The sequence below is a fragment of the Rhodopseudomonas sp. P1 genome (assembly GCF_039642825.1).
GTDB classification, from domain to species: Bacteria; Pseudomonadota; Alphaproteobacteria; order Rhizobiales; family Xanthobacteraceae; genus Rhodopseudomonas; species Rhodopseudomonas palustris_H.
Genome location: NZ_CP088006.1, coordinates 4754281 through 4768990, shown reverse-complemented (window position 1 = coordinate 4768990; position 14710 = coordinate 4754281). Strand labels below are relative to the sequence as shown.

The 14710-nt window shown below is 65.2% G+C and carries 20 protein-coding genes; 9 read left to right on the top strand and 11 right to left on the bottom strand.

Translation table 11 applies throughout. From position 1 onward, the window contains the following. Window positions 1–134 precede the first annotated feature (134 nt). The 6 genes from LRC39_RS22060 to LRC39_RS22035 all read right to left on the bottom strand — a co-directional run bounded on the left by LRC39_RS22060 (window position 135) and on the right by LRC39_RS22035 (window position 5102). Window positions 135–1088, bottom strand: a complete 954-nt coding sequence (locus LRC39_RS22060) for a ribose-phosphate pyrophosphokinase (protein ID WP_107345936.1) — start codon at window positions 1086–1088, stop codon at window positions 135–137. A 167-nt stretch (window positions 1089–1255) separates the two neighbouring features. Then, entirely contained in the window at window positions 1256–1858 is a 603-nt protein-coding gene (locus LRC39_RS22055) for a hypothetical protein (protein WP_346295637.1), read from the bottom strand. 231 nt (window positions 1859–2089) lie between these two features. Next, window positions 2090–2860, bottom strand: coding sequence for a peptidoglycan editing factor PgeF (gene pgeF / locus LRC39_RS22050; protein WP_346295636.1), 771 nt, complete (start codon window positions 2858–2860; stop codon window positions 2090–2092). Beyond that, a complete protein-coding gene (locus LRC39_RS22045; protein ID WP_346295635.1) occupies window positions 2857–3996 on the bottom strand; it encodes a class I SAM-dependent methyltransferase in 1140 nt (379 codons plus the stop codon). Before LRC39_RS22045 ends, pgeF begins: the two co-directional genes overlap by 4 nt. Next, on the bottom strand, window positions 3993–4856 hold the full coding sequence (gene lgt, locus LRC39_RS22040) for a prolipoprotein diacylglyceryl transferase (RefSeq protein ID WP_264053398.1): 864 nt from the start codon (window positions 4854–4856) through the stop codon (window positions 3993–3995). The genes LRC39_RS22045 and lgt overlap by 4 nt, the downstream gene beginning before the upstream one ends. Before the next feature lie 12 nt (window positions 4857–4868). Continuing rightward, window positions 4869–5102 (bottom strand): hypothetical protein, encoded by a 234-nt coding sequence (locus tag LRC39_RS22035; RefSeq protein WP_346295634.1) that lies wholly within the window; start codon window positions 5100–5102, stop codon window positions 4869–4871. Between LRC39_RS22035 and LRC39_RS22030 the strand changes: the two genes are divergently transcribed. The 4 genes from LRC39_RS22030 (at window position 5101) to ychF (ending at window position 8256) form a co-directional block, all read left to right on the top strand. After that, window positions 5101–5379, top strand: coding sequence for an accessory factor UbiK family protein (locus tag LRC39_RS22030; RefSeq protein WP_011159891.1), 279 nt, complete (start codon window positions 5101–5103; stop codon window positions 5377–5379). The genes LRC39_RS22035 and LRC39_RS22030 overlap by 2 nt on opposite strands. Window positions 5380–5702: 323 nt before the next feature. Further along, complete coding sequence (locus LRC39_RS22025; protein WP_107345931.1) at window positions 5703–6395, top strand: 50S ribosomal protein L25/general stress protein Ctc; 693 nt, start codon at window positions 5703–5705, stop codon at window positions 6393–6395. Window positions 6396–6416: 21 nt separating this feature from the next. Next, window positions 6417–7034 carry an aminoacyl-tRNA hydrolase gene (gene pth, locus LRC39_RS22020; RefSeq protein WP_107356892.1) on the top strand — a complete coding sequence of 206 codons (618 nt, stop codon included), beginning with the start codon at window positions 6417–6419 and terminating at the stop codon, window positions 7032–7034. A gap of 124 nt (window positions 7035–7158) precedes the next feature. After that, complete coding sequence (gene ychF, locus LRC39_RS22015; protein WP_264053396.1) at window positions 7159–8256, top strand: redox-regulated ATPase YchF; 1098 nt, start codon at window positions 7159–7161, stop codon at window positions 8254–8256. A gap of 146 nt (window positions 8257–8402) precedes the next feature. On the opposite strand, the gene LRC39_RS22010 is transcribed toward ychF, so the two are convergent. After that, window positions 8403–8696: a DUF4282 domain-containing protein gene (locus LRC39_RS22010; protein ID WP_011159887.1), complete on the bottom strand. Its 294-nt coding sequence runs from the start codon at window positions 8694–8696 to the stop codon at window positions 8403–8405. Between the two features lie 85 nt (window positions 8697–8781). Between LRC39_RS22010 and LRC39_RS22005 the strand changes: the two genes are divergently transcribed. The 3 genes from LRC39_RS22005 to LRC39_RS21995 all read left to right on the top strand — a co-directional run bounded on the left by LRC39_RS22005 (window position 8782) and on the right by LRC39_RS21995 (window position 10044). Next, window positions 8782–9258, top strand: a complete 477-nt coding sequence (locus LRC39_RS22005) for a MaoC family dehydratase (RefSeq protein WP_107345928.1) — start codon at window positions 8782–8784, stop codon at window positions 9256–9258. An 8-nt stretch (window positions 9259–9266) separates the two neighbouring features. Further along, entirely contained in the window at window positions 9267–9749 is a 483-nt protein-coding gene (locus tag LRC39_RS22000; RefSeq protein ID WP_011159885.1) for a MaoC family dehydratase, read from the top strand. Between the two features lie 148 nt (window positions 9750–9897). Further along, on the top strand, window positions 9898–10044 hold the full coding sequence (locus LRC39_RS21995) for a hypothetical protein (protein WP_199851768.1): 147 nt from the start codon (window positions 9898–9900) through the stop codon (window positions 10042–10044). A 141-nt stretch (window positions 10045–10185) separates the two neighbouring features. Here the strand turns inward: LRC39_RS21995 and LRC39_RS21990 are convergent, their stop codons facing one another. The 3 genes from LRC39_RS21990 to LRC39_RS21980 all read right to left on the bottom strand — a co-directional run bounded on the left by LRC39_RS21990 (window position 10186) and on the right by LRC39_RS21980 (window position 12205). Further along, window positions 10186–10626 carry a hypothetical protein gene (locus tag LRC39_RS21990; protein ID WP_107345926.1) on the bottom strand — a complete coding sequence of 147 codons (441 nt, stop codon included), beginning with the start codon at window positions 10624–10626 and terminating at the stop codon, window positions 10186–10188. Between the two features lie 207 nt (window positions 10627–10833). After that, complete coding sequence (locus tag LRC39_RS21985; protein ID WP_107345925.1) at window positions 10834–11265, bottom strand: nuclear transport factor 2 family protein; 432 nt, start codon at window positions 11263–11265, stop codon at window positions 10834–10836. Between the two features lie 484 nt (window positions 11266–11749). Next, the gene (locus LRC39_RS21980; protein ID WP_346295633.1) at window positions 11750–12205 is read right to left on the bottom strand and encodes a hypothetical protein; all 456 of its coding nucleotides are present in this window, start codon (window positions 12203–12205) and stop codon (window positions 11750–11752) included. A 213-nt stretch (window positions 12206–12418) separates the two neighbouring features. On the opposite strand from LRC39_RS21980, the gene LRC39_RS21975 reads away from it, so the two are divergent. Further along, window positions 12419–13672, top strand: a complete 1254-nt coding sequence (locus LRC39_RS21975) for an acetyl-CoA C-acetyltransferase (RefSeq protein ID WP_346295632.1) — start codon at window positions 12419–12421, stop codon at window positions 13670–13672. 392 nt (window positions 13673–14064) lie between these two features. Beyond that, entirely contained in the window at window positions 14065–14391 is a 327-nt protein-coding gene (locus LRC39_RS21970; RefSeq protein WP_346295631.1) for a (2Fe-2S) ferredoxin domain-containing protein, read from the top strand. Between the two features lie 36 nt (window positions 14392–14427). Here the strand turns inward: LRC39_RS21970 and LRC39_RS21965 are convergent, their stop codons facing one another. Next, a complete protein-coding gene (locus tag LRC39_RS21965; RefSeq protein WP_346295630.1) occupies window positions 14428–14709 on the bottom strand; it encodes an addiction module antidote protein in 282 nt (93 codons plus the stop codon). Window position 14710: the final 1 nt, after the last annotated feature.

Sequence of the window (14710 nt, the reverse complement as noted above, 5' to 3'; positions counted from 1 at the left end):
CGCACAGCCGTCGTCCCGCCGTGCTCCACAGCACCGGCGGTGATTATGGATTCCGGGTTCGCGAGCTCTGCTCGCGCCCCGGAATGACAAAAGAGAGGCTGATTGCGTCGAATGACGACGGAGATCAGGGAAACTTAGTCGAACAGGCTCGACACCGACTCTTCCGCCGCGGTACGGCCGATCGCTTCGGCGATCAGGGACGCGATGGTGATGGTGCGGATGTTCGGCGCCTTGCAGACGCCTTCGGTGGCCTGGATCGAGTCGGTGATCACCAGCTCTTTGAGCTTGGAGTTGCTGATGCGGGCGCAGGCGCCGCCCGACAGCACGCCGTGGGTGATGTAGGCGGAGACCGCGGTCGCGCCGTTCGCGAGCAGCGCTTCGGCGGCGTTCACCAGCGTGCCGCCGGAGTCGACGATGTCGTCGAGCAGGATGCAGGTGTAGCCGGCGACGTCGCCGATCACGTTCATCACTTCGGACTCACCGGCGCGCTCGCGGCGCTTGTCGATGATCGCCAGCGGGGTGTTGAGGCGCTTGGCGAGGCCGCGGGCGCGGACCACGCCGCCGACGTCGGGCGACACCACCATCACCTTCGACAGGTCGAAGCGCTCCTTGATGTCGCGCACCATCACCGGCGAGGCGTAGAGGTTGTCGGTCGGGATGTCGAAGAAGCCCTGGATCTGGCCGGCGTGCAGGTCCAGCGTCATCACCCGGTCGACGCCGGCATGGGTGATCAGGTTGGCGACCAGCTTGGCCGAGATCGGCGAACGCGAGCCGACCTTACGGTCCTGGCGGGCGTAGCCGAAATACGGGATCACCGCGGTGATACGGCGCGCCGAGGCACGGCGCAGCGCGTCGGTGATGATCAGAAGTTCCATCAGGTGGTCGTTGGCCGGAAACGACGTCGACTGGATGATGAACACGTCCGAGCCGCGGACGTTCTCCTGGATCTCGACGAAGACTTCGTTATCGGCGAAGCGGCGGACGCTCGCTTTGGTGAGCGGCATCTTCAGCCATTCGGCGATGTCGCGCGCCAGAGCCGGGTTGGAATTGCCGGCGACCAGTTTGACCGATCCGTTCTTGCCCGACATCGACGCGTCCCCCTCGGCGCGGTGGATACTACGTTCAGCATATCGGTTGACTCGCGAAATCGGACTGTTTTGCGAGCGAGGTGATACCAGCCGGTCGCCAGCGATGGCAACCCGTTGTGACGGTTTTCCGGTGCGGATTCGACCTATGTAGCGTGCAATTGCAGCAATCAGCGCGCAGCGAAACTCAGGGCTGCAGAGGGCGCATCGCTGCTCGCGGCCGGTGCCGGCTCGGCGCTTGCGATCGCGGGGCCGCGCTCGGCCGGGGCTGCGGCGGGTGCGGTGTCGGCAGGTAACCCGCCGTTCACCAAGCCGCTCAACCCGGTGAAGCCGGCCTGCGCGATCCGGCGCAGCACGACATCATCGGCCTGCTGCCAGGCATCGCGGCCGTTGCCGGCCGGTTCCTCGCCCGACAGCCGCAGCGTGCGCTGCTGGTTGCGATCGTACACATCCCACACCCAGGCGATATTGGTGCGGTTGCCGCGGACCTGTGCCGACAGATAGCTGCGGACGCGATAAGCCGCGCCGCCTTCGCGCGACACCACCGGGATTTGGCGCAGCTTGGATTCGCTGTCGAGCACCGCGACCATGCGGTCGAACACCTGCGGCGGCGGGCCGTCGATGGATTCGAACGCGACGCCGCTGCCGCCAGCCGAGGCCATCGGGCCGGTGCCGCCTTGGGTAACGCAGCCGGCGAGGCCGGTCAGCAAAGTGAGCAGGAGGGCGGTGCGCGTGGTGCGCGTGGCAATCTGGCGGGGCAGGCGAGCCAACATGCAGGGTCCCGTCGAAAGCGCGGCGCAGCGGCCGCCGAACGACGGAAGCGATATCGTTAAAATGCATTAAGGTCTAGGGCGGGGCGAGTACCAGGTTAATCCTTTGCAGGCTGCCGAAATCAATTTCTCTAAAATTTTCAGAATATTAGATCTGTTGCCGTCGCCTCGGGCGTAAACGAACGTGGTTAATTCCCGTTCATCTTTGGCAGCTTCGGCGAGGCTTGGCCGGCCTCAGGCGGGGTCGAGCACGATGGCGTGGACGTGGCGGCCGTAGTCGGGCTCGCTCCGATGGGTGGTGCGGCGATAGGAGAAGAACCGCTCGTCCGGATAAGTGTCGATGCCGAGGTCGTCGATCATGCCGACGCCGGCGGCCTCGAGCCGCATCCGGATGAAGCCGCCGAGATCGAACATCGCGTGGCCGGGCCGCTCGGCTTCAGTGAAGAAGGCCGCATGGGCCGGGTTAGCCGCGGTGAAGCGGGCGACGAACTCGTCGCCGACTTCATAAGAAGGCTGCCGGATCAGCGGACCGATCGCCGCGACCACGCGGCTGCGCTGGGCGCCGAGCCGCTCCATCTCGTCCAGCGTGGATTCCAGAACGCCGGTCAGCGCGCCCTTCCAGCCGGCATGGGCGGCGCCGATCACCTGCGCGGTCGGGTCGGCGAACAGGATCGGGCCGCAATCGGCCGTGGTGACGCCGATCGCCAGGCCCGGCGTGCGGGTCACGATGGCGTCTGCCTTCGGCCGGCTCGCCTGGTCCCACGGCGCTTCGGCGACGGCGACGTCCGGCGAGTGCACCTGATAGACGGTGAGGAAACGCTCCGGCGTGACGCCGAGCGCTTCTGCCATCCGCCGCCGGTTCTCGGCGACCTTGGCCGGATCGTCGTTGGAGCCGATGCCGCCGTTCAGGCCGGCATAGATGCCGTCCGACACACCGCCCTCGCGGGTGAAAAAAGCATGGCGCAGGCCCGGCGCGGCGCCGAGCAGCGGCGAGGTAATGATCATCCGTGGGTCCCTTGCCGGCGCTCGGCTTCGCGGTCGGTATCGTCGCTGAGCGCGACCAGCGTTTCGATCTTCGGATCGGACACCCCGATCACCTTGAACATCGAGCCCATCGCGCCGCGGCCTTCGCCGGTCAGGCGCTGCAGCGCGCCGGCGATGTCTTCGGACACCTGCGGCGTCGCCTTGGCCATCAGCGACAGCGCGCGCGTCTCGATGCCGAGCCGCTTCAGGAATGTGCCTTGCGTCACCGGGCCATGGGCGCGGGCGCCGACGCTCTCGGCGGCGCGACCGAGCGCATCGAAATCGACATGCGCGGTGAGGTCGGCGCGGCCGGGATGCTGCAGCGGATCGGCATAGCTGTGGCTGGCGATCGCCTGGAAGGTGTCGCCGACATCGCTGCGCAGATGGCCGTAATCGATGATCAGCGCCGCACCGCCCTGATCGCGCACCCGGCTGGCGATCTTCAGGATCTCGGTGTCGGGCCGCCATTCGAACACGGCGCCGGGCGGCGCCAGCCGCACCAGCGGCGGCAGCAATGCCTCGAAGCCGCGGATCGGATCGGCGGCGACGCCGAACACCAACTCGCCGGATGCGCCGATCTCGATCACCCGTTCGTGCCAGCCGGTCTCGCGCTTGATCGCCTGATGGATCGGCAGCACGTCGAAGTATTCGTTGGCGAGGATGACCGCAGGGCCTTCCGGCACGTCATCGAAACTGTCGTGCCAGTGAATGTTGCGGATGCCGGCCAGTAGGGTCTGCTGCTTCTGGCGCAGCACCGGATTGATCTCGACCAGATGGATGCTGAGCGACTGGTACAGGACCGGCAGCACCCGCAGCGCGCGCAGCGCGTCCGCCATCAACGTGCCGCGGCCCGGGCCGATCTCGATCAGCCGCAGCGTCTCCGGCTCGTCGGCAGCCTTCCACACCGAAGCCGACCACAGCCCGAGCAGTTCGCCGAACATCTGGCTGATCTCGGGCGAGGTGGTGAAGTCGCCTTCGCGCCCGAGCGGATCGCGGGTGACGTAATAGCCGTGCTCGGGGTGGCCGAGGCACAATTCCATATAGCGCCACACCGGCATCGGGCCGGCGGCCTTGATCAGCCGCTTGATCTCGGTGGCGAGGGCCGTCTGGTCGATCATGAGGCTGCCTCGCTGGAAGGTGTCGTCGCCGCAGCGGGCGTGACGCGCCCACGTCGCCAGGTCGTGATCATCACGCCGATGCCGACGATCACCATTGGGACCGACAGCAGCATGCCCATGGTCAGGCCGCCCCACAGGAAGCCGAGCTGCGGATCGGGCTCGCGGAAGAATTCGCCGGTGATGCGGGCGAGGCCATAGAAGGTGAGAAACGCACCGATGATCAGGCCCGGCCGCTTCAGGGCGCCGGCGCGGATCATCAGCGCCAGGATCACGAACAGCCCGATGCCTTCGAGGCCGGCTTCATAGAGCTGGCTCGGATGCCGCGGCAGCGGACCGGCATTGGGAAACACCATCGCCCACGGCACCGAGGCATCGGCCGGGCGGCCCCACAATTCGCCGTTGATGAAGTTGGCGATGCGGCCAAGGAACAGCCCGATCGGGCCGACCGCGCAGGTGATGTCGCCGAGCGACAGGATCGGCACCTTGCGTTTCCACCCGAACAGCACGACCGCCAGCACGCAGCCCATGAAGCCGCCGTGGAACGACATGCCGCCTTTCCACAGCTCGAAGATCTCAGCCGGATGCCGGATGAAGAAGTCGAGATTGTAGAACAGCACGTAGCCGGTGCGGCCGCCGAGAATGATGCCGATGGTGATCCACAGGATGAAGTCGTCGAACGCTTCCAGCGAGATCGGCGACGGGCCGCCCCACAGCCGCTGTCGCTGCAGAAGCATCCGGGCATACAGCCAGCCGATGACGATGCCGGCAATGTAAGCCAGCGCGTACCAGCGGATCGCGAACGGACCGATCGCGACGGCCACCGGATCGAACACGGGAAAGGCGACGGCGAAGAATGGCATTGTTCGTTTGGCTTATCTCCAAAGCCCGCAACGGTACAGCGTCAATTGGCGCCGCGTGTCGTCCAGACCGATGCTTAAATCGACCTTGCGACGGGGGTGCGAACGTCGCAAGGAATGGCAAATCGGATCGGGCCGGCGCAGGTCCCGCCAGGCGGCCTTGAAGTAGGCCCGATCCATCGCCATTGTCACCGCCAACGCCCGTTTGGCTTGCAACCGCGCAAGACGCGCGACGGAGATCTCGACCATGACCCAGACCAACAACCGGCTTTTCGACGAGATCGGCCGCCTGATGAACGACGCTGCCGGTGCCGCCCAGGGCGTCAAGCGCGAGATCGACGGGGTGGTGCGCAGCCAGGCCGAGAAGATCCTGCGCGACCTCGATCTGGTGAAGCGCGAAGAGTTCGAGGCGTTCAAGGAAATGGTCCGCCTCACCCGCGAAGAGAACGAAGCCCTGAAGGCCCGGATCGCCGCGCTGGAAGCCCGCCAGGGTGGCGGCTCCGAGCCTCCGACCGCGCTGGCGTGAGGACGGCGAGCAGGCACCAGTTTGCCCTGCTCGAGTCCCTCATGGTGAGGAGGCCGCGAAGCGGCCGTCTCGAACCATGAAGGCCGATGAGGCTCAGCCTACACCCGGGCGCATCCTTCGAGACGTCCGCCGCCGCCTAGCGGGCGGCGCGGGCTCCTCAGGATGAGGCCGTGCTCGGGAAGCTTGATTTCCTTGTCATTTGCGGCCTTTGCGGCTAGAAACCGGCCACGTCCGCGGCCCCCGCACCCCTGGAGGCTTGCCGCGACGTGTGCAATGGGCCGCTTTGCGGCCTTTAACTTTTTACAGATCAAGGACTTAAGCAGATGACGAGCGTCTTGGAACTGAAGGCGACCGCACGTCCGAAGAGCGGCAAGGGGGCCGCCCGGGCTGAGCGTCGCGCCGGCCGCGTGCCCGGAGTGATCTACGGTGACAACCAATCCCCGCTGCCGATCTCGGTCGAAGAGAAAGAACTCCGCCTGCGGATTCTCGCCGGCCGGTTCCTGACCACGGTGTTCGACGTCGTCCTCGACGGCAAGAAGCATCGCGTCATTCCGCGCGACTATCACCTCGATCCGGTGAAGGACTTCCCGATCCACGTCGACTTCCTGCGGCTCGGCGCCGGCGCGACCATCCGCGTCAGCGTGCCGCTGCACCTGAAGGGCCTGGAAGTGGCCCCGGGCGTGAAGCGCGGCGGTACCTTCAACATCGTCACCCACACCGTCGAGCTCGAAGCCCCGGCCGAGAACATTCCGCAGTTCATCGAAGCCGACGTGTCGACCCTCGACATCGGCGTGTCGCTGCATCTGTCGGACATCGCGCTGCCGACCGGCGTCAAGTCGGTGTCGCGTGACGACGTCACGCTGGTCACCATCGTGCCGCCGTCGGGCTACAACGACGACAAGGCTGCGGCGGGTGCCGCGCCTGCGGCCGCTGCTGCCCCGGCTGCTGCGGCGAAGGCTCCGGCTGCTGCCGCCAAGGCTCCGGCCGCGGCTGCTGCGCCGGCCAAGAAGAAGTAATCCGGCGCGGGGTTCCGCGTCATGCGGCTGTTCGTTGGGTTGGGCAATCCCGGGTCGAAGTACCAGGGCAACCGGCACAACATCGGCTTCATGGTCATCGACGAAATCGCGCGGCGTCATGGCTTCTCGCCATGGCGCCGTCGTTTTCAGGGCGAGACCGCAGACGGCGTGCTCGACGGCGAGCGCATCACACTGCTCAAGCCGCTCACCTACATGAACGAGTCTGGCCGCGCCGTGCAGGAAGCGACGAGCTTCTACAAGATCGGCCAGAGCGAGGTCGCCGTGTTTCACGACGAGATCGAACTGCCGCCGGCGAAAGTTCGGGTGAAGGTCGGTGGCGGCATTGCCGGGCATAACGGCCTGCGCTCGATCTCGGCGCATATCGGCAACGATTATCTTCGCGTGCGGCTCGGCGTCGGCCATCCGGGCGCGAAGGAGCTGGTGCACAATCACGTGCTCGGCGATTTCGCCAAGAGCGAGCGGCCATGGGTCGAAGCGCTGTGCGAGATCGCCGCCGACAACGCCGGCCTGATCGCCAAGGGTAAGGACGCCTCCTTCGCCAACAAGGTGCATCTGGCGATGCAGGCGAAGGGTTTCTACGACAACGACAAGGGCGAGCCGAAGGGCAGCAACAAGTAACAGCGTCATCGCCGGGCTCGACCCGGCGATCCATCGTCTCGCGAAGGAGATGGATACGCGGGTCAAGCCCGCGTATGACGCGGTACCTTAGTTGCGGCGTCGGCCTCGAACAGCAGGACATATCATGGGCTTCAAATGCGGGATCGTCGGTCTGCCGAACGTCGGCAAGTCGACGCTGTTCAATGCGCTGACCGAGACCGCGGCGGCGCAGGCGGCGAACTATCCGTTCTGCACCATCGAGCCGAATGTCGGCGAAGTGGCCGTGCCGGATCCGCGGCTCGATAAGCTGGCCGAGGTCGGCAAGTCGCAGCAGATCATCCCGACCCGCCTGACCTTCGTCGACATCGCGGGTCTGGTGAAGGGCGCCTCCAAGGGTGAAGGCCTCGGCAACCAGTTCCTCGCCACCATCCGCGAGGTCGATGCGATCGCGCATGTCGTGCGCTGCTTCGAGGACGGCGATATCACCCATGTCGAGGGCCGGGTGGCGCCGCTCGCCGATATCGACACCATCGAGACCGAGTTGATGCTCGCCGATCTCGAGAGTCTCGAAAAGCGCGTCGACAATCTGACCAAGAAGGCCAAGGGCGGCGACAAGGATTCCAAGGAGCAGCTCGAGCTGGTCACCCGCGCGCTGACACTGCTTCGCGACGGCAAGCCGGCACGCTTCCTCGAGCGCAAGCCCGAGGAAGAGCGCGCGTTCCGGATGCTCGGGCTGCTGACCTCCAAGCCGGTTCTGTACGTTTGCAACGTCGAGGAAGGCTCGGCCGCCGAAGGCAACAGCTTCTCCGAACAGGTGATGGCGCGCGCCAAGGAAGAGGGCGCGGTCGCGGTGGTGATCTCGGCCAAGATCGAATCCGAAATCGCGACGCTGTCGAAGGAAGAGCGCACCGACTTCCTCGACACGCTGGGCTTGCACGAAGCCGGTCTCGACCGCCTGATCCGCGCCGGCTACGAGCTCTTGCACCTGATCACGTACTTCACGGTCGGTCCGAAGGAAGCCCGTGCCTGGACCATCACCAAGGGCACCAAGGCGCCGCAGGCTGCCGCGGTGATCCACACCGACTTCGAGAAGGGCTTCATCCGCGCCGAGACCATCGCCTATGACGACTACATTCGTCTCGGCGGCGAAGCCGGCGCCCGCGACGGCGGCAAGCTCAGGCTGGAAGGCAAGGAATACGTCGTCGCCGACGGCGACGTGATGCACTTCAGGTTTAATACCTAAGGCTGACGGCGAAACTCTTCGAGCGCCGTCCTTTCAGCGAGTCATTCCGGGGCGCGCGAAGCGCGAACCCGGAATCTCTGCTCGCCACAATCTCTGGATTCCGGGTTCGCGAACTATGTTCGCGCCCCGGAATGACGATGAGGTGGTCACCTGAATCCCTGCTGATCGCGGATCGCGCCGAGGTGTTCGTTGATGCGGAACACGATCAGCACGAATTCGGCGACGATGCGCGAGAACACGATCCCGACCAGGATCGAGGCGAGGCTGGACAGCACCAGGATGAAACCGCCGAACGGGCTCACCGCCATCGCCGCCAGCCCGGAAAACACGCCGGAAATGCCGAACAGCACGGTCAACGCGATCACCAGCCAGTAGAAGGTCTTGATGATGGTCGGCGTGATGAAGCGGTCCCATTGAAACAGGTCCCGAAAATTGAACATCGGTGGTCTCCCCCAACAAACCGAATGATGGGCTTGTGATCGACCGCAATAACGGCCACAATCGGGCCTCCCACCAGCAAATGCCATGACAACCCTGTTCTTCGAAAATTTCGCGCCCGGCCACTTCGGCCGCTATGGACCTCGCCGTGTGACGCGCGAGGAGATCATCGCTTTTGCTTCGGAATACGATCCGCAGCCGATGCATCTGGACGACCACGCCGCCAACGCCTCGATGCTGAAAGGCATGTCGGGTTCGGGCTGGCATCTGTCGTCACTGATGATGCGGATGATGTACGACGGCTTCATCAAGGACACCGCGTCGCTCGGCTCGCCGGGCGTCGACGAGATGCGCTGGATGTCGCCGCTGCGCCCCGGCGACGATCTGCTGCTCGACGTCGAAGTGATCGAAGCACGGGTGTCGAAGAGCCGGCCCGAAACCGGGATCGTCACCTTCAAGTGCTACGTGCGCAACGGCCACGGCCAGATGCTGAGCGAGATGGTGTCGCCGATCATCGTCAAGCGCCGCGACGCGGACGCGACCAGCGCCGGCAGCAACGGATAACGATCACCATGCGTTTCCTGGAAGACATGACGATCGGCGAACGCCGTGAGGTCGGTACGTTCACGTTCACGGCCGACGCGATCAAGACCTTCGCGGCGCAGTTCGATCCGCAGCCGTTCCACCTCGACGAGGAGGCCGGCAAGAACTCGCTGTTCGGCGGCCTCGCTGCCTCGGGCTGGCACGTCGCCGCGGTGTGCATGAAGCTGATGGTGGCGGACGCTCAGCGGGAATCTGCCGAGGCTGCCAAGCGCGGCGAGCTGGTTGCGACCGGCGGTCCGTCCCCGGGTTTTCGCGAGCTGCGCTGGCTCAAGCCGGTGCTGGCTGGCGACACCATCACCTACTACAAGCAGGTCGAAAGTCTGCGGCCGTCTGATTCGCGGCCGCAGTGGGGAATTATGCAGGCCCGTAACACCGGGATCAATCAGCGCGGCGAGGTGGTGTTCTCGTTCCTCGCCACGGCGTTCGTGCCGCGCCGGCCGAACGCGGAGTGAACTGAGGCGAGGGGGACACAGCCGTTCGCATTTTAACCAAATGCGAGGCTTTTGACCGAGACGGCCCCGGAACGGCCGGGATATTAAGACGTTGTGAACCCTGCGAGCGTCACGGTCGACGAACGCAGGGCTGAGGGAATTGAAGACAATGGCTGACCAAGCTGGACTGAAATGGGTGGGCGTGATCTTCGCCACCGTGACGCTGGCGGTGATGATCACCACCGGAATGGTTGTGAAGGGTTACGCGGTGGGCTCCTACAGCCTCGACTCCGCGACCACGCTCTCCGACCGCTGAGCTTAAAGCTCGCGGCTGCCGGCGTCCCCGCCGGCCATCCTCTCTAAAATCCGAGATCGCACGCAAAAAAGCAGCCACCTCGCGATGGCTGCTTTTGCGTTTTCAGAGCGGTGATTGCCGGGCTCGCCCGGCAACGCCGGATCAGCCGTGACGCAGGGTCTCGGCGGCGCGCTTCCACTGCGCGACGTTGTCGGCGATCATCCGGGTCGACTTCATCGCCGCCTGGCTGAGCTGCGCGTAGCTCGAGATCTCGCGCTGAACCCGCTGACCTTCGGCGTGCAGCAGGTCGCGCAGCGTCTCCAGTTCACCGATCAGGTTTTCGATCTCGCCGAGCGAGGTGCCGGCAACGCGCTGGATCAGCGAATTGACGTTGTTCACCGCGGCTTCGGCAGTGCCTTCAAGGCCGAGCGTCGCGGCCGGAGCGGCAGCGGTGTCGGTGGTCGAGGTCGTCGCCGAAGGGCGGCGCAGATAGGCGATGTCGTTGCGGACGAAGTCGCGGATCCCGGCTTCGACCTCGGAAACGGCGGCGAGGTTCTCGTCGGTTTCGGTGGTCTCGATCTTCTCGGAAGGAATGGCGTTCATTCGGTTGGTCCCCTGTGTGAGCGTCACGCCGCGCGGGGATCCCCCGCACGTAATCTGCCGCCGCATGACTCCAGCGCAATTTGACCGCATCGCGGCCGTTCTGCGGCGCCGTCTCGGTGTTTCGGCGACAATCCTCAACGTCCCATTAACGACGCGGCTGCCAGCCTCAGGGGAGACGCCGGCAGCACCACAACTTGGACGATTGTCTCAGGCGATCTTGGGCAGGTGGATCGGGCGGCCGAGCGCCTGTTCGACCAGGTCGAAGGTGTCGAGCACCATCCGCAGATTGGTCAGCCGGCCGCCGTGAAACTGCGTGAACAGCGCCATGCGCACGCTGATCGGCCGGTTAGTGCCGGCGGCGGTCAGCGAGTAGCGGACCATCGAGGCGGCGGAGTCGATCCCCAGCATCACCGACTCCCGGTGATAGCGATAGATCCGCACGCTGTCGGCGATCTGGCGGCAGACTTCGAGGACGGCTTCCTTGCCCTGGCGGGCGCCGAAGAACGGAAACATGTCGATCGGGCCGTAGATCGCCCAGTCGATATTGTCGTCGATGATGGTGGCGAGGTCTTCGGTCTGACGGTCGTTGAGGGCGCGATGCAATGCACGCGAGAACCGCCAGAGACTATGCTCTGTCATTGGCAATCCCGTTGGGAAAGGTTGATTGTCGATGCAAGCAGCGGCACCTGGCGACGCGGTGGTCGCCTTGCCCTTTGCAATTTGCTGCGCTGTGCGTTCCGATTAGTTACACTAAGAGCTAATTGCAATCGTCTTTTGTGCATTGCACAAATTTAGATTCGCAGGCTCAGAACGCCCGTTTCACAGGCATTCAACGGGCCAAACCGCCATGGTTTTGCCGGCTTCTCTGCAACTTTCGAGTAGTTGCGCCCGATATCGAGTAATCGCCCCGCGTGGGCCAGGAATAGTCCGAGGCGGATAGCGTACCGAGGCTGCAAACCTCAGCCAGGCGATACCGGCCGGTGAGCCGCACGGCGCATCAGCATCGCAAGATGGCGGCGCGCTGCGCCATCTGATTCGCGGATCGTGAGGAGATGCGGAGCGCAAGCCGCGGGCCTGGCGCGAGACGGGCGGACGAGCCGCCCATCTCAACAGCCGAGCTGGCTCAGCGCTTGGCCTTCTTGGCCGCCTTCTTCTTCGCGTCGGTCTTGGCCGGCTTGGTCTCGGCCTTGTCGGCCGCCGCCTTCGCCGGCTTCGGCTTGGCGGTCACCTTGGGCTTGGCAGTGGTCTTGGACTTAGCCGTCGGCTTGGGCTTGTCGTCCGCCTTCGGCTTGGAAGCCGCTGCGGCGGCCGCTGCTGCATCTTCGGCCGCCTTGCGCATCGCGCGGGCGTAGGCATCGGCAGCGTTGTCGGCGGCGGTCTGCAGCCGCTTTGCTGCGGCCAGTCCCTGCTCGTAGGCGGCGGTCGCCAGCGCCTTGCCCTGGGCCTTGCCGCCGGCATCCTTGGCCTTGGCGGCGCGGGCCAGCAGCGCGTCGCGGCGCTTCTTCACCGCGGCGGTGAGCGCCTTGGTCTGCTGTTTTGCGAGCTGCCGGATGATCGCGTCGAGATCGGCCTCGGCCATGTTGGTAGTCCCCCAGAAGTGTCTTGTTGGCGCGCGACTATGCAGAGGCGCACCGCGGTTGGCAATTCGTCAGTTCCGCCGCGCGGCATAAGCCGGCGCGCGCCACAGATTGCATGGTGCGGCATCGCTGCCGCGGCTTGACTTCGCTCTCGTCTCGGACAATCTCGCCGCCAAGCCCCAACAAACCGCAAACAACATCGGGAGAAGAACAAGATGGCAGACGCCTACATCATCGACGCAGTCCGCACCCCCCGCGGCATCGGCAAAGTCGGAAAGGGCGCTCTCGCCGACATGCATCCCCAGCACCTCGCCGCCACCGTGCTGAAGGCGATCGCCGAACGTAACAAGCTCGACACCGCCGACGTCGACGACATCATCTGGTCGACCTCGACCCAGCGCGGCAAGCAGGGCGGCGACCTCGGCCGCATGGCGGCGCTCGACGCCGGCTACGACATCAAGGCTTCCGGCACCACGCTCGACCGCTTCTGCGGCGGCGGCATCACCGCGGTGAACTTCGCCGCGGCGCAGATCATGAGCGGCATGGAAGACGTGGTGATTGCCGGCGGCACCGAGATGATGTCGCTGACCGCCGCGATGGCCGCCGAGGACATGGCGGCCGGCAAGCCGCCGCTCGGCATGGGCTCGGGCAACGCCCGCCTCGCCAAGGTGCATCCGCAGTCGCACCAGGGCATCTGCGGCGACGCGATCGCCAGCATGGAAGGCATCAGCCGTGAGACCCTCGATGCGCTCGGCCTCGAAAGCCAGCGCCGCGCCGCGATTGCGATCAAGGAAGGCCGCTTCGACAAGAGCATCGTTCCGGTGGTCGACGACGAAGGCAAGGTCGTGCTGGCGAAGGACGAGTATCCGCGCCCTGAAACCACCGCCGAAGGCCTCGCCGCGCTGAAGCCTGCCTTCACCGCGATGGCCGACTATCCGCTCGACGACAAGGGCACCACCTATCGCAAGCTGATCAACCAGAAGTATCCGGACCTCGAGATCAAGCACATGCATCACGCCGGCAACTCCTCGGGCGTGGTCGACGGCGCCGCGGCGCTGCTGCTCACCTCGAAGGAATATGCCGAGAAGCACGGCCTGAAGCCGCGCGCCAAGATCCTGGCGATGGCCAATATCGGTGACGATCCGACCCTGATGCTCAACGCCCCGGTGCCGGCCGCCAAGAAGGTGCTGCAGAAGGCAGGTCTCACCAAGGACGACATCGACCTCTGGGAGATCAACGAAGCCTTCGCCGTGGTCGCCGAGAAGTTCATGCGCGACCTCGACCTCGACCGCTCCAAGGTCAACGTCAACGGCGGCGCGATCGCGCTGGGCCACCCGATCGGCGCCACCGGCGCGATCCTGGTCGGCACCGTGCTCGACGAACTCGAGCGCCGCAATCTCAAGCGCGGCCTGGTGACGATGTGCGCCGCCGGCGGCATGGCCCCGGCGATCATCATCGAGCGGGTGTGAGGCGGGAGGACGCGTAGCGATGGGGTGAGCGTCAGCGAAACCCATCAATCCCGCGCAGCACTGCTGAAGTCATCGAAAAGGGCGGCGCCACACGCGTCGCTCTTTTTGCTTTTCACGACCTCGCCACGCCGTCATGGCCGGGCTCGTCCCGGCCATCCACGTCTTCGTTGTTACCTGGTCGAAGCCCTCAAACCGTCATTGCGAGCGCAGCGAAGCAATCCAGCCGCTCGCACGGAGCTGGATTGCTTCGTCGCTACGCCCCTCGCAATGACGGAGCAGCCGATGAGGCTTCGTAGGATGGGTTGAGCGAAGCGAAACCCATCATTCACGCGCGTGGAGTTCGATGGGTTTCGCTGCGCTCAACCCATCCTACGCGGCCCGATCGTGCCTATATGACGATCATGCCCGCCAAATCCTCCCCCGCCATCGCCCGCCCGAAACGCCCGCCGCCGGTGCTGATCTGCGGCAAATGCCTGTCGAAGATCGACGGCGGCAAAAAACTGAAGCAGGCGCTGAAGGCCGAACTGAAACACGCAGCCGCTGCGCAGGGCGGCAAGCGGCCGAAGCTTGTCACCACCGGCTGCCTCGGCATCTGCCCGAAACGTGCGGTGGTCACGGCGAGCGCCGCGACGTTGGTCAACGGGGAGTATGTGCTGGTGGAAGATCGGGGGGAGGTGGAAGAGGCGGTCAGCATCTTGACTGAGAGAACTTTTCCGTAGGCGCCGCGGGGCGCGCCGAGCGCAAAGCCGACCCGCCTACATCACCTTCGGCTGCGCTACCAGGTTGATGCCGAGCGCGTGCAACACTTTAAGGATGGTCGCGAACTCAGGCTCGGCGTCGCCGCCGAGCGCACGATACAAATTCTCCCGGCACAATCCCGTGTCCGCGGCGCCCTTGGCACGAGCCACGGTTCCGATCGCCTTGGTGATCAGTTCCGGGTCCTCGGATTCGAAGGCCTCGGTCAAATATTCGGCGATCATTTCCACACTATCGAGATGGTCCGCTGTATCAAATTTCCAAATTGTCGGCCTCGACATT